We start from the raw sequence: 13,284 nt of genomic DNA on the forward strand, positions 1-13,284 counted from the left end.
CTCAAATGAAAGATCAACACAACCTAGAAGATTTGGGCAAAAACCGCCTGCAAACCATCAAGATGAGCTTATACATGCTGCAGATCCATCAACCGGAACAGGAAGAGCGAACCCGACAAAGCTTTGACCGCGTTTACCAGATCCTGGCGGAGATGAGCACCTTGATCGACCACATTTCGGAAGAATCGTTGGCCGGCTGGCGCCATCGCTACCGCCAGACTCTGCAGCGGGTTGAGTCGGAGTCTCAGTAGTCTTTAAAGTGACTTCAGGGATCCCTTGAGGAGTTGGCTGAGCCGGTGGACGGTCGGATTTCGGGAAGCACCCAATTGCTTGGTCTGGTTGGGGATCCGGTGGCCCACAGCTTATCCCCAGCCATGCACAATGCTGCTTTGGCAGCTATGGGGGAAAACTATTGCTATGTGCCGTTTCCGGTGGCTCCAAAACACTTGGCGGCGGCGGTGGCAGGGCTGGCGGCCATTGGGGTGCGGGGGTTTAATGTGACGATTCCTCACAAACAGGCCATTCTCCCTTTGCTCGATCAGATTGAATCGCGGGCAGCAGCGGTGGGGGCGGTGAATACGGTTTACCCCTTGCCAGAGGGCGGGTGGGCGGGCACCAATACCGATATCGATGGCTTTGTGCAGCCTTTGCTGGGTCTGGAAAAAGGGATCCCTACTCTCATTCTGGGATCCGGGGGGGCAGCGCGGGCGGCCATCCAAGGCTGTTTGGAGTTGGGGCTGGGGCCGGTGCGGGTGGCGGGGCGATCCCCCAACTCATTGCTGGCCTTGCGACAGACTTGGCCGCAGGTGGAGACGGTGAACTGGGCGGAGTTGAATTGCTACCTGTCTCAGACGCGGCTTTTGGTCAACACCACCCCCGTGGGCATGCACAAGCCGGGATCCCCTGGCGGTCAGGAGCTCTCTCCCCTGAGCCGGGAGCAACTGGGCCTGCTGTCTCCGGGTGCCATCGTCTACGACCTGATCTATGTGCCGGATCCCACTCCTCTGCTGCGGATGGCCGCCGAGTTGGGACATACCCCCATCAGTGGACTAGAGATGCTGGTTCACCAGGGGGCCAAGGCTCTATCGCTTTGGCTGGGAGGCAAGCCTGTGCCAGTAGAGGTGATGCGGCAGGCAGCTCAACACCAGTTGGCCCAGGTTTAGGGTCACTCCAGGCCAGTTGGAAGCCCTCTCTCAAGGTGTAATGAGATAACAACAACTACCGGGCTAGCAATCCAAGGTTGTTTCCCGCTCCCAGGGCGTGATCTGACGGTTGTATTCCTGCCACTGTTGGCGTTTGAGCTTGAGGTAGGCATTCACAAAGGGATCCCCAAGCCTGCTACGGAACAGGGTGTTTTGGTCTAAATGGTTGAGGGCTTCGACCAAAGAGCCGGGCAACGTTTGGGCATTGGGGAGGGGATCCGTGTAGGTGTTGTTGTCGCAGCGGGGGCCAGGATCCCGTTGGTGTTGGATCCCGTCCAGGCCGGCGGCAATGAGACCGGCAGCCAAAAGGTAGGGATTGGCAGCAGCATCGGCCAAACGCAGTTCAAACCGCCCGGCATCCGGGATCCGAATGGCGTGGGTGCGATTATTGCCGCTGTAGCTGATCGTGTTGGGAGACCAGGTGGCCCCAGAGAGGGTGACAGGGGCATTGAGGCGACGATAAGAATTGACCGTTGGGTTGGTGAGGGCACACAAAGCAGGCGCATGGTGCAGCACCCCGCCGATGAAGTGATAGGCCAGTTGAGAAAGCCCCAATTCCCCTTGAGGATCGGCAAACAGGTTTTGTTCGCCTTGCCAAAGAGAAATATGGGTGTGGCAGCCGTTGCCCGTCAGATGGGCAAAGGGTTTGGGCATGAAGGTGGCCCGGTAGCCATGCTTTTCGGCAATGCTTTTCACCATGTATTTGAAAAAGGCGTGGCGATCAGCCGTAACTAGGGCATCGTCAAACCGCCAGTTCATTTCAAATTGGCCGTTGGCATCTTCGTGATCGTTTTGATAGGGATCCCAGCCCAGCTTCTGCATGCCATCGCAGATGTCCCGGATCACCGAGAAACGCCGCATCAAACTTTGCTGGTCATAGCAGGGCTTGGCCTGCCGATCCCGCTCATCGGAAATGGCCCACTCTTCTGGCGACAGAAGCATGAACTCGCATTCGATCCCCGTCTTGACTTGAAAGCCCATAGCTTCTGCTTGGGACAACACCTTCTTCAATACCCAGCGGGGGGTTTGTGGCAAGGGATCCCCGTTGACCTGGACTAGATCGGCAGGCATCCAGGCCACTTCCGGCTGCCAGGGCAGTTGAAACAGGCGCTCGCGCTCCGGCTGGGCAAACACATCGGGATCCGCTGGAGTCAAGTCCAACCAGGCAGCAAACCCGGCAAATCCAGCCTGACCCTCTGCCATGAAGTCGATAACTGAAGCAGGCACCAGCTTGGCCCGTTGGATCCCAAGCAGGTCGGTAAAAGAGAGCAGAAAGTAGTTGATCCCTTGGGCGCGGGCAATTTCAGAAAGCGGCTGTGTCATGTACCCAAGCTAGGTCTTGGCCTCAGGTAGAGGTGTGTCTTTCCGCACAAAAATAGATCTTTATCAAAAGAAACGGCCAGGAAGACAAACACCGCCATTTGTATTCGCCCAGGGTTGCGCAGCAATGGGAAAATTCTCCCCTGGCCAACAATTACCCGTTGATGTTCCTTCCCGCTTTTGAGTCAGCCCAGATGGTTGCCAAGGCGGGGTGGAAGTTGAATGCCAAGAGGGCCAGCAAGCCATCGTTTCGAGCAGTACCTCTGGGCATGAAGGCCGGGGCGTCTGCGCCGTGGCTCCCTCAGTGAATTAGGATGGGAAAGCGTGGTTTTGCCGTGTCGGCCCGCTTGTTCTTCTCTTGGGTAGATCTGGAGCAGCGTAGATGGCAGTTTACGAGGGCAATTTTGTTCAGACGGAGGATCTGCGTCTAGCCATCGTCATCGGTCGGTTTAACGACCTGATCACCGGCAAATTGTTAGAAGGGTGCCAGGACGCGCTGAAGCGGCATGGTGTGGATGTCGGCCCGGAGAGCAAGCAGGTGGACTACTACTGGGTGCCCGGCAGTTTTGAGGTGCCTTTGCTGGCTCACCAACTGGCCCAATCTCGCCGTTATGATGCCATCATCTGTCTGGGGGCAGTGATTCGCGGGCAAACTCCCCACTTCGACTATGTGGCGGCGGAGGTCTCCAAGGGCATTGCGGCGGCAGGATTTCGTACCGGCGTGCCGGTCATTTTCGGGATCCTCACCGCCGATACCCTGCAGCAGGCTCTGGAGCGGGCCGGGGTCAAGAGCAACAAAGGTTGGGAATACGCCATGAGTGCCCTGGAGATGGCGACGCTGATGCGCCAAGTTGCCCCCGTGCTCCAAGGCAGCTACGGCCACAGCGGCAACGGGGCCGGATCCCGTCCGTCTCTGCCCGGTGGAGCGGAAGCCCTGCAGTCTACCCTGGACAGCGCTGCTTATTGACGGCGGGTGAGGCGAGTCAGCACTTCGTTGGAACGCTGCACAAAGGCCCGCACGGCTGCCGGGTCAAAGCTTTTCTGGGTAATCAAAGCCAGATCGTAGATGTGATTGCAGATGAGGTGAACCAAGTCGGGATCCCGACCCTGATCGGCAAGAGACTGCAGGTTTTGGATAAGGGGATGGGCCGTGTTCAGAACCAGGGTGTGCTCTTCCAGAAACTCCAGCGGCTTTTGCTGGATGACGGCGTTGAGCTCCTGCAGGCGCCGCAGCGTCTCCGGCAGCAAGATCATGGCCGGAACCGACTCTGATTTAAGAGCTTCTGCTTTGATCTGCAACTTGTCTTTGCCCAGGGCTTGTCGGAAGAGATCGATCAACTTTTGGCTGCGGGTTTTTTGCGTTACCGGGTCAACAATTTCGGCGGCTTTGTCTTTATCCACCAGCGTTTCATCCAGCTCAGAGTCCACCCGCTTAAATTGGATCCCTTCTTCTTTGTATTCCCGCTCCAAAAAGCTGCTGAAGTGGCTGTCGATCCAGCTATCCAGCATGATCACTTCCAGTCCTTGAGAGCGGTGGAGATCGATGTAGGCACTCTGGGCAGCCTCATCGGTGGCGTAGTAAACTCGCTTGTTTTGCCTATCGCGGGTGCGCTCTAGGTATGCTTTCAGGGTCACATATTCGGGTTTATCGGCAGGGGATCCGGCCACTCGGAAAATGAGAATATCCTTAATCTGGGCAAAGAACTTGTCGTTGTTCATCGCCCCAAACTTCATAAAGAGGCTGATGTCGGGCCAGACCTTGACGTATTTTTCGTAATCTTCCCTGTACAGTTCATTGAGACGATCCGCCACCTTTTTGGCAACGTGATCCCCAATGCGTCTTACGGTGCGGTCATTTTGCAAGAAGCTGCGGGAGACGTTGAGGGGAATATCCGGACTGTCGATGGCCCCCCGCAGAGGTAGGAGGAACTTGGGGATAACTTCCTCACAGTTATCTTGGACAAAGACTTGATTGCAGAACAGCTTGACTTGACCCTTGGTGGGATCAATATCCGGGCGCAACTTGGGGAAATAGAGGATCCCTTGCACGATGAAGGGATAGTCGGTGTTGATGTGCACCCAGAAATGGGGATCCTCTTGAAAGGGATAGAGGTAGCGATAAAACTCTAGGTAATCCTCATCTTTGAGTTCGGAAGGTGAGGTTCTCCACAGGGGCTTTTGCTTGTTGATCACTTCCCCGTTTAATTTGATGGGAACGGGGATGAAATCGCAGTATTTGCGAACCAATTCCCGAATGCGGCTTGGCTCCAGGTATTCTTCGTTTTCGGGGGTGATGTAAAGGGTAACGGTGGTGCCGATGCTGGAGCGCTCGGAATCGGAGAGGGTAAAAGTGGTGGTGCCGTCACAAGCCCACTTCACCGGCGTGCTGCCGGGCCGATAGGAGAGGGTGTCGATCTCCACCCGCTGCGACACCATAAAAGAGGAGTAGAATCCTAGACCAAAGTGGCCAATGATTGCTTGCTCTGCGTCTTTGCCCTTGTACTTTTGAATGAACTCTTCAGCGCTGGAAAAAGCCACCTGGTTGATGTATTTTTTCACTTCCTCGGCAGTCATGCCAATGCCGTTATCGGCCACCGCTAAGGTCTTGGCCTCCTTGTTGAGGGCAATCGTAATCTCCGGCTCTGGGAGATCTGCCACTTCGCCGGCAAGGCTGGCCATCTTCAGCTTGGTGATGGCATCAGCAGCATTGGAGATCAGCTCCCGCAAGAAGATCTCTCGATCCGAGTAGAGAGACTGCTTGATGATGGGAAAGATGTTCTCGGTGTGGATGGTGATGGATCCCTGTTCCAGCACGGTCATAGGTGGCTCAGCACTCAAACAAGCTCAGTGCTAATCTACAGAGACCGAAAAGTCCCCGACAAGCAGGCTCTTTTTCGGAAATCCGCACTCGCAACCGAACCGGCTCTCTAGAGCTGAGCGGCTCCGCGCGGAGCTTGGGCTTGGCCGTTCCCATCAGTGGTGCGGAGCGCTTCATCCAAAGCAAGTTGTTGGGCCCAATCCTGGCCGATCCGAATGGTGACGTCGGAGTTGAGAACGCCGGTGGACTCTACCCGCATCTCTCCTAGGCCGATGGCGGCGCGGATCTGTTTAGCCCCCTCCCGATCCCCGCTCTGGGCGAGGATCTCCGTTTGCTGCAGCACCTGGGTGCTGTCTTCCACAGCAAAAGCATGGACGTATCCTTGTCTCACCAATTCTTGCACCATACGGCGGGCCATCCCCGGCTCTCCGGTTGCGTTTTGCACGGCTATGCGCAGGCGGTGTGGAGGAATGCGGGCTACCTCTGCCTCCAGGCCAAAGTGGGAGACGGCCACCCGTCGGATCCCGGCTGGATCCGGCAGCCAGTAGCTGGTGGAGAATTCTCCCGGCTGACTGAAGCGGCCCGGCAGCAGCACCAGGTCGATGCGATCGCCCCCAGAGGTGAGGACAAACTTGGCCAAGCTCAGAACCTCTTCCCAGGTGAGGTTGGTATCGAGGTTGGTGCGGATAACCTGCAAAATCTTTGGGATCCGCGGCCAGACAGCAGGGGAGAGCAGTTCCCGGCTCAGGGCCCGCAGCAATTCCTGTTGCCGTTGCACCCGACCGATATCCCCCAATCCCAGGTGATCGCGGCGAAAGCGGGCAAAGTGGTGGGCTTGTTCTCCATTGAGGCGTTGCCAGCCGGGTTCCAGGTGGATAAACAACTGCTGGGTGTGATCCACGTATTGCATCGGTTCCGGCACGTAGATTTCCACGCCGCCCACCGCGTCGATCAGCTCTTCCAGAGCGTCGGTATTGAGGCGAATGTAGCGGTCAATCGGGATCCCACCCATCAAGTGGCTGACCACCTGAGCCGTCAGCGCCGGGCCCCCTGCCAAGTTGGCAGCATTGATCTTGGCCACACCAAAGCCAGGCAAGCGCACACGAGTGTCGCGGGGGATGGACAAAACGGTAATCCGCCGCGCCTGGGGATCAAAGCGGGCCAAGAGAATGGTGTCGCTGCGGGTGTGGAAGCGATCTCGCTCTGTGGGCAAGGGCAGGGTGGGATCCGGGTTGTCCGTGCCGAGAATGAGGATATGCAACGAGCGATCCAGAGCCGCAGCCCGTAAGGCATCAGGACGGAAGGCTTCTTGTTCTGCAGGAGTGAGGGAAGTTGGGATCACCTGACGGGGCAACATCACGGCCAAGAGGGCACCGGCAGAACCCGCCAACACAGCCGTGAACCCCAACAACAGCCAGAGGATCCCCTGACGAATAGCCTGCTGACGAGCTGCGCGGACACGGTCAGGACGGGGGGGATAGTGGAAGGAGGGCATCAGGTCAGACCAGGTCTCGCGAGCGCGTACAGGAAAGGGTGTACTGTCTGGGTGGTGTTGCCAACTCCACCAATTCAAGGCCATGTTACCCTATCCTCAGTTTTCAGAGTTGTCTGGATCCAACTTCAGCGAGGTAGCAGTCGCCACAGGGGGATCCCTGCAGCCGTTGTCGGGAAAGTCAGAGGTGCATCTTTGGCTGCAGACAGTCCCCCCGTTGGAGAAGTTGCTCCCCCAGCTCGACTTTCTTTCTCCTGAGGAACGTCGGCGGGCAGAGCGTTTACAACTGCCGGCGGATCGGTGCCGCTTTCTGGCCGGTCGTCTTGGGTTGCGGAGCTTGCTTAGCCGCTACAGCGGCATTCCGCCCCAGGGGATCCCCCTCGACCACAGTTCTACCGGCAAACCCTACTGGCGGGATCCACCCCTGCCGCTGCAGTTTAACCTCAGCCACTCCCACGAGCGCGTCCTGATCGGCCTGAGATGGCAATACCGCATTGGAGTGGATCTGGAATGGGTTCGACCTGTGCTCCGCTGGCAGCGCATCGCCCAACGCTATTTTTCGGCTGCTGAGCAGGGCCGTTTGGCCAGCTGTCCAGCTCCAGAGCGGGATGCCCTTTTCTTTCAAATGTGGACACAAAAGGAGGCGCTCCTGAAGGGAACAGGCAGGGGTCTGGCCGGCTCCAGAGCTTTGGACGGGGACTCTTGCTGGGTAACCCTACCCCTTCGGGTTGCCGGTGGCTACGCCGCTGCGGTAGCCCTTGAAATGAGGGGCGAAATACCCGAAGACGGAGGGGAAGCCCTAACTGTGCGGCTCTACACGGATGTAGAGGGCTAGACAGCCGCAGCGGCAAAATCTCTCCACCCACCGCTCGAGCTGCTATCTTGAGTTTCCAAGCTACTCCCCTCAGCGGGAGAGAGTTTTTGATTCCATGGTGTTGCCATGTTAAGCAGGTTCTGTCGTTTCCTGGTGTTGGGAATTTGGCTATCGGTTCTCATGATTGGGATCCCTGGCCTGGCGCAGGCGCGGGATCTCTCCAGACAAACGCCGCAGGAGAAGGTGGTTGAGTTGGGCACTGCCGACAATCAGTTGGTGTTTGCGCCCAAGGAACTGTCTTTTCGCAACGGCAGCCTCTACCGTCTCCGCCTGAGCAACCCCAGCCAACTGAAGCACTATTTCAGCGCCAAGGATTTTGCCGATGCCGTCTGGACCCGCAAGCTGGACGTGGCCGGCGTGGAAATTAAGGGCCAGATCCGAGAACTGGAGCTGAAGCCAGGCGCTTCGGTGGAGTGGCAATTTATTCCTCTGAAATCTGGGGTCTATTCTCTGGTTTGCACCATCCCCGGCCACGCTGAGGCGGGCATGATTGGGCAGATTACCATCGGCGATTGAGATCCTCTTCCTGGGCTACCCGGCCAAAAGGGGATAGAAAAGAGAAAGACGCTGCCAGGCCAATCCATGAAAAACCCGCTCACGCCCAAAGCCCTTCGCGCCACCGACGCGAACGCGGAACACTGGACTCGGCGACGCCAGGCAGCTTCCCCTCGAAAGAGCAGGCCCCCCCTTTCGGAGCGGATTGCCGGCTATGCCCTCGCGCTTCTCTCCCTCACTGCCGTCCACGGGATCCGCTACTACAACGAACCACAACTGACCGTCGGCAGCCGCTCCCCGCAGACGTTTCTCGCCCCTGCTGCGGCGGAGATCGAAGATGTGGAGGCTACCCAGGCCCGACAAGCTGAGGCGCGACGGCGGGTGGTTCAGGCCCTCAAAATCAACAGCACCGCCAACGACAGCATGCGGCAAAACCTGGAGGGTCTCCTGGCTGAGGTGGAGGCCATCCGCCAAGAGGCAGGTTCTCTGCCCTATGTTTCTGTCCAGTTGCTGTCTCTGCCAACGCAGATCTACCTGCGCCAGCTTTCCCCAGAGGAGTGGGAACTCCTTCAGGCTCGCGCCCGACAAGAGGCCATCCGCGGAGCCACCCCATCTCCTTTGGAAGAGCCTTCTTCGGGGCGACCGGAGCAGCTTCCTCCGGAGCAGCGGGCCAAGCAAGAGCTTGTCGAGGTTTGGCAGCGGGTCTGGTTGGACGGATCGGCCACCCAGATGGCGGCGACGGATCCCTATACTCAGCTAATTGCCCAGGTGGAAGCGGCGCAGCAGCGCTATCGGGCAGCTTTGCCGGCTCTGGAGCAGCTCACCCCCCCTGTTCCGGCCACCGTTCTCAACTTGGCAGATGCGGATTGGCAGCATTTGCAAACCTTGAGTCGGCGGGTCTTGGAGCGTCTGCAGAAGATAGGGATCGTGGATGGCCTGCCCCGCGAAGTTCGCGCCGAAGGGATCCAAGCCCAACTGGACGATTTGATGTTTCCGGGCAATGCTGCCCAACGACAGGAGCTGCAGGCCCTGGTCTATCAGTGGCTGCAGCAGGTGCTCATTCCCAATGTGGAGGTGGATCCCCAGCGCACCGAGCAGCGCATTCGCGCCGAGCTGGAAAAAGTAGAGCCGGTTCTGATCTCGGTTGCCGAGAACCAGGTGATCGTGCGAGCAGATCAGGTCATCACTCCCGAAATTTTTCTCATCTTGGATCACTTTGGGCTTACCCAGCGCGGGATCAACATCTGGGGCTTGGTGGGAGTGGCCGGAGTGATGGGCATGGGCCTGGCTGTCTTTGTGCCTCTGCAACAACGCTTGAGGCCGGGATTGCGCCGCCGGGATCGGGTGTTGATCCTCATAGTTTCCCTGACCGCTCCCCTTTTGGCGGCCTTGTTCAAGCTGGAGTTCAGCTCCCTGCCGGCAGTGGGGCTGTTGCTGGGCAGTTTTTACGGGGCAGGGCTGGGCTTGGTGGTGGTGGTAGGCCAGGCGCTGTTTTTGCCCTTGGTCTCCCCTGTCAACCTGCTCACCCTTGTACCCTTGCTCTCCGGCAGCGTGGTGGCCTCTGCCCTGGCCGGGCGTTCCCGTTCCCGCGAAGAGCTGGCCTTGTTGGGAGGAGGAGCGGCAGCGGTGCAGATGCTGGCCTACGGGGCGGTTAGCTTGGCCACCACCGGTGGCATCGACCTGTTGGCCATGGCTTTGGCAGGGGGAACCAGCTTGGGATGGAGCATTGTTGCCCTGGGAGCCAGCCCCTACCTGGAGCGCCTATTTGACTTAGCCACCCCCATTCGTCTGATCGAGTTGAGCAATCCCAATCGCACGCTGCTGCGGCGGCTGGCTGCAGAGGCCCCCGGCACCTTCCAGCACACTCTGCTTGTGGCCACTTTGGCAGAACGGGCTGCCCAGAAGCTGAACCTCAACGTGGAGCTGGTGCGCACCGGCACTCTTTACCACGACATCGGCAAGATGCTGCAGGCCCGCTACTTCATCGAGAACCAGATGGGCAGCCTCAACCCCCACACCCAACTGGACGATCCCTATCGCAGTGCTCAGATTATCAAGGCCCACGTCAGCGATGGCTTGCGCCTGGCCAAGCAATATAATCTGCCTACCGCCGTCCAGGCGTTTATCCCTGAGCACCAGGGGACGATCCTGATTGCCTACTTCTACCATCAAGCCCAGATGAAAGCCGGGGGTCAGCCCGTACCCGAAGAGCCGTTCCGCTACGATGGCCCGATCCCCCAGAGCAAGGAGACGGGGGTGGTGATGATGGCCGATGCCTGTGAAGCCGCCCTGCGCAGCATGACTCTGAGCGATGGCTTCGGCCCCGATGTGGTCGAGCGGGCAAAAGCTGTTGTCCGCAAAATTGCCCAGGCCCGCTGGCAAGATGGCCAGTTGGTTGATAGTGGGCTGACGCTGGAGGATTTGGAGGTGGTGGCAGACGCTTTCGTGGAGGTCTGGCGGGAATCCAACCACGAGCGCATCCCCTACCCCAGTTTCACCCCTGCCCCCTCGCTGCCTGAGACTGCCTCTGCTCAGGCCCAGATCCCGGTGTTGATGAGCCCCTCTACGGGAGGATCCCCTTAGCCAGGTGACCTCTCCCGTTCGCGTCAGTGAGACGGAGTCCTCAGAAGCTAAGTAGGTAGAGAAAGGTCTAGCCCTGCGGCTCATCGATCAGTACGATAGGGGATCGTTCTGTGGACCCAGTATGAACCAAGGCAGTCCTAGGATCTGCAGCCCTAGGCGGAGGATCTTTGTTTTATTGTTTTTGGATGGCCTGCTGAATGCTTCATGGAGCTCCTACTTCCTCTGCCGATCCCAAAGCTTCTGCAGCTCCTTTTCAGATTCCACCTCTGTCTCAGTCCAGCCCTGTCCAACTGTCGCTGGTCATTCCCACCTACAACGAAGCCTCCAGTATCTGCAGCCTGATCCGGCAGTTGTGTGCCCACCTAGACACGATTCTGCCTGGAAGCTATGAGTTGATTGTGGTGGATGACAATAGCCCCGATTACACTGCCAAAGTGGCCCAAGGATTGCAAAAAGAATTCCCTCAACTGCAAGTCATTTGTCGCCACCACGAACGAGGCCTGGCCACTGCCGTGCTGCGGGGATGGCAAGCTGCCCGCGGCGAGGTGTTGGGGGTTATGGATGGGGATTTGCAGCATCCGCCGGAGATTGTCCTCAAATTGTGGCCGCTCATCCAGAAAGGGGCAGATTTGGTGGTGGGCAGCCGCTATGCACCATCGGGAGGGGTGAGCCACTGGAACTTGGGCCGACGCATCGTCTCCCGTGGGGCCCAATGGATCGGGTTGGCTCTGCTGCCAGGGATCTTCAGCCGTGTTTCCGATCCGTTGAGCGGACTGTTTCTGGTCAGACGCCAGTCTATTGCCGGGATCCCGCTCAACCCCAAGGGTTACAAGCTGCTGATCGAGGTGCTGGCGCGGGGCCGGGTGAAAACCATTGCTGAAGTCGGCTACATCTTTCAGGAGCGCCAAAACGGGGAGAGCAAAATCCAACTGCAAACTTGTCTCCAATATCTCCACCACCTGATGGTGCTGCGCTTTTCGCTAGGGCAGGTGGGATCCTTTTTGCGCTTCAGCACGGTTGGCCTATCCGGCACCTTGGTGGACATGGCTTTGCTCTATGTTTTGCACGATCCCACCAACTTAGGATGGGATCTCATAACCAGTAAGCTGGTTGCTTCGGAGGTGGCCATTCTCAATAACTTCCTCTGGAACGACCTGTGGACTTTTCGCCATGTGACCCGCTTGCAGCCGGGGCCCTGGAATCGCCTGAAGCGGTTGGCGAAGTTTAACGTTATCTGCTTAATTGGCTTGGTTCTCAACACTTCACTGGTGACCTTGCTGAGCGAGCGCTTGGGCATTCATTATCTATTGGCCAACTTAATTGCCATCGGTATTGTTGTATTCTGGAACTTCTACCTCAACTCCAAGCTGAGCTGGAGGAGTGCAGAGGTTAAGTCGGACTCTGTGGGTGGCCAGTCTTGAGTATGGCTTTTTCCAGGAAGAGCCAATCCGGAGGTATGGGCATTTCGCTCATTTCCTCACGGTCTGGGCCCCCTTTGGCATCCACCTTCGCCCCTTGTTCCTATGGCTGCGCTAAGTAGAGTTAGGGCGGATCCCTTCCAAGGCGATGATCTCCTGGATCACCGAGCGAACAACGGGAGCAGCCGTCGTCGAGCCGAAAGCATCTTCCCCCTGCGGCTCGTCGATCACCGCCAAGATCACGTAATTGGGGCGAATGGCCGGGAAGTAGCCCACAAAACTGGTGATGCGCTTGCCGGGCAAATAGCCCCCCCGTGGCCCGGCTTTCTGGGCAGTGCCGGTTTTGCCAGCGATCTCATACCCCTCGATCTTGGCCGATTGCCCCGTGCCAAAGTCCACCACATCCCGCATTTGGATACGCACCGCCAGCGTGGCTTGCTCGGACAACACCCGCACCGGCTGGGGCTGCGGGGATCCCCAAACCAAAGTATCCGTATCCTTCTCCACCAAGCCTCGCACCACATGGGGCTGCACTTTCAGTCCGCCGTTGGCAATGATGCAATGCATGGCAGCCAACTGTAGAGGAGTGAGGGCCAGCCCCTGGCCGAAAGCGACAGTGGCCCGCTCCACCGGCACCGTAACAAACTGTCGCAGCGGTTTCAAACGGCTGGCCGGCTCAAAGGGCAAATCCACGCCACTGCGCTCGTTGAACCCCAGCCGCACCAAGGCATTGTAGTACTGGCGGGGATCCAGCTTGCGCATTAGATGTACCATGCCCACATTGCTGGATTGCCGCAGGATATCCGTGACGCTCATCCAGCCATGGGCCCCTCGCTGGTGGTAGTCGTAATTTTGAATGGGCCACTGACCGATGAGAATCCGACCCTCGTCATAGACCCGTTCATCTGCTGTAAAGGCTCCAGCATCCAACCCAATGGCAATGTTGATGGGCTTGAAGGTGGATCCCGGCTCATACAAATCCGTTACGGCCCAGTTGCGAAAAAGACCGGGGTCATACTCAAAGTAGCGGTTGGGGTCATAGGTGGGCTCGCTCACCAGCGCCAGGATTTCCCCTGTCTGGG

The 13,284-nt window shown here is 58.2% G+C and carries 10 protein-coding genes and 1 pseudogene; 7 read left to right on the forward strand and 4 right to left on the reverse strand.

Annotated features, from left to right (window positions below; all coding sequences use genetic code 11):
• Both NW815_RS04070 and NW815_RS04075 read left to right on the forward strand, forming a co-directional pair.
• A pseudogene (locus tag NW815_RS04070) lies at positions 1-251 on the forward strand (hypothetical protein); the annotation flags it as partial.
• Positions 252-296: 45 nt separating this feature from the next.
• Positions 297-1,163, forward strand: a complete 867-nt coding sequence (locus NW815_RS04075; protein WP_414388114.1) for a shikimate dehydrogenase — start codon at positions 297-299, stop codon at positions 1,161-1,163.
• Between the two features lie 63 nt (positions 1,164-1,226).
• Here the strand turns inward: NW815_RS04075 and glnT are convergent, their stop codons facing one another.
• Positions 1,227-2,525, reverse strand: a complete 1,299-nt coding sequence (glnT, locus tag NW815_RS04080; RefSeq protein WP_414388099.1) for a type III glutamate--ammonia ligase — start codon at positions 2,523-2,525, stop codon at positions 1,227-1,229.
• Positions 2,526-2,904: 379 nt separating this feature from the next.
• Between glnT and ribH the strand changes: the two genes are divergently transcribed.
• Positions 2,905-3,489 carry a 6,7-dimethyl-8-ribityllumazine synthase gene (ribH, locus tag NW815_RS04085; RefSeq protein ID WP_011432636.1) on the forward strand — a complete coding sequence of 195 codons (585 nt, stop codon included), beginning with the start codon at positions 2,905-2,907 and terminating at the stop codon, positions 3,487-3,489.
• On the opposite strand, the gene htpG is transcribed toward ribH, so the two are convergent.
• Together htpG and NW815_RS04095 are read right to left on the reverse strand one after the other, a co-directional pair.
• A complete protein-coding gene (htpG, locus tag NW815_RS04090; RefSeq protein WP_414388101.1) occupies positions 3,483-5,342 on the reverse strand; it encodes a molecular chaperone HtpG in 1,860 nt (619 codons plus the stop codon). The genes ribH and htpG overlap by 7 nt on opposite strands.
• A 107-nt stretch (positions 5,343-5,449) precedes the next feature.
• Positions 5,450-6,919, reverse strand: coding sequence for an LCP family protein (locus NW815_RS04095; RefSeq protein ID WP_414388102.1), 1,470 nt, complete (start codon positions 6,917-6,919; stop codon positions 5,450-5,452).
• On the opposite strand from NW815_RS04095, the gene NW815_RS04100 reads away from it, so the two are divergent.
• The 4 genes from NW815_RS04100 to NW815_RS04115 all read left to right on the forward strand — a co-directional run bounded on the left by NW815_RS04100 (position 6,918) and on the right by NW815_RS04115 (position 12,205).
• A complete protein-coding gene (locus tag NW815_RS04100) occupies positions 6,918-7,667 on the forward strand; it encodes a 4'-phosphopantetheinyl transferase family protein (protein ID WP_414388103.1) in 750 nt (249 codons plus the stop codon). The two genes, NW815_RS04095 and NW815_RS04100, sit on opposite strands and share 2 nt — an antisense overlap.
• Before the next feature lie 105 nt (positions 7,668-7,772).
• Positions 7,773-8,222: a plastocyanin/azurin family copper-binding protein gene (locus NW815_RS04105; protein WP_414388104.1), complete on the forward strand. Its 450-nt coding sequence runs from the start codon at positions 7,773-7,775 to the stop codon at positions 8,220-8,222.
• 66 nt (positions 8,223-8,288) lie between these two features.
• Positions 8,289-10,784, forward strand: coding sequence for an HD family phosphohydrolase (locus tag NW815_RS04110; RefSeq protein WP_414388106.1), 2,496 nt, complete (start codon positions 8,289-8,291; stop codon positions 10,782-10,784).
• 197 nt (positions 10,785-10,981) lie between these two features.
• Positions 10,982-12,205: a glycosyltransferase gene (locus tag NW815_RS04115; RefSeq protein WP_414388108.1), complete on the forward strand. Its 1,224-nt coding sequence runs from the start codon at positions 10,982-10,984 to the stop codon at positions 12,203-12,205.
• Between the two features lie 111 nt (positions 12,206-12,316).
• Here the strand turns inward: NW815_RS04115 and NW815_RS04120 are convergent.
• The coding region (locus NW815_RS04120) for a peptidoglycan D,D-transpeptidase FtsI family protein (RefSeq protein WP_414415740.1) at positions 12,317-13,284 on the reverse strand (968 nt) is incomplete at its 5' end.

Origin of the sequence: Synechococcus sp. R6-7, assembly GCF_047461695.1 — a bacterium.
Classification (GTDB): Bacteria; Cyanobacteriota; Cyanobacteriia; order Thermostichales; family Thermostichaceae; genus Thermostichus.